The sequence below is a fragment of the Streptomyces sp. NPDC111516 genome (assembly GCF_055635345.1).
Genome location: NZ_JBVKBV010000078.1, coordinates 1 through 1069, shown reverse-complemented (window position 1 = coordinate 1069; position 1069 = coordinate 1). Strand labels below are relative to the sequence as shown.

At 66.6% G+C, this 1069-nt stretch carries 1 pseudogene; it reads left to right on the top strand.

Going from position 1 to position 1069, the window contains the following annotated elements:
- Nucleotides 1-675 precede the first annotated feature (675 nt).
- Nucleotides 676-869: pseudogene (locus ACZ7L9_RS38110) on the top strand (RHS repeat-associated core domain-containing protein); the annotation flags it as partial.
- Nucleotides 870-1069: the final 200 nt, after the last annotated feature.

Genomic DNA, 1069 nt, shown 5'->3' with positions numbered 1-1069 from the left:
GGCGCCGGCCTGAGCCTCTACCAAGTCGTCCGCGAACTGCAGCTACTGCTCGCAGCCTGGGCCGGCGCCTGCCCCACCTGCCACCGCGACATACCGCCTCACACCGACCTGACCAAGCACTACTAGTGGGCCGGCATTCCGGGATCGGCCTCGACCGGGTCCGCTCTCCCGGTCTCGAAACCCGTGATGCCATGGGCACGTTCAGGGCCGGACCGGCATGGTCGAGGACGGTGAACGGCAAGTACGACAGGTACGGCAGGTGCGACGGATACGACCGCGTCGAGCCGCCGAGCGCCGCTCCCGTGAACGCGCCATGTGCGTACGTACGGAGCCCACCGTGCCGCCCGTCGCACCACCACCGACCGGCTGTGACCGTTCTTCATCGCCATCGGCTCCGCCACCTTCGCGTACAGGACCGGTGCGACCAGCGGCACGATCGCGTCAGCCGATGGGGGGTCGCGAACCGAGCACTCACTCTTCCCCGGGACTTCGGCAGTAAGCGAGAGGAAACCTAACCCTATTTGTCACCTTTTGCCCGATATAACACTTCGTGATCGCCTCGGATGTGCCCCGGAGCCGCCGCGGTCGCTCCGGAGTCGACACGGGCGCCGGTGCGGGATCAGACAACGTTTGCCCTGTTGTGGTGTGACGCGCCATTTGGGGTGCCGCTCCGGGCGGCGTGTGACCTTCGGAGGCATCCGGGGAACGGCACTCAACTCCTGGGACGGTGCCAGGGGCTTCGTCGACGGAACCGACGACACCTCCGACACCGGGCTGACGCACCTGGGCGCCCGTGGCACGACCCCACGACGGGCCGCTTCCTCAGCGTGGACCCGATCACGGACCTCACGGATCCGCAGCAGCCGAACGAGAAGGCGGAGTCCTGCCCGTTCAACTCGACCAAAAAATCGGCCAGTTGGCGGTCCTCCTCCAGTGACGATGCACTGGACTGGGAGGACGAGGACGGTGTCGGCCTAGTAGCAATATCGGTGTTTTAGTGCTGCGTCCGTGGGGTTGGGGCTGTTTTGGTGGGCTTGGCAAGGACGACGACGGGGGTGTCCGGGCGAGG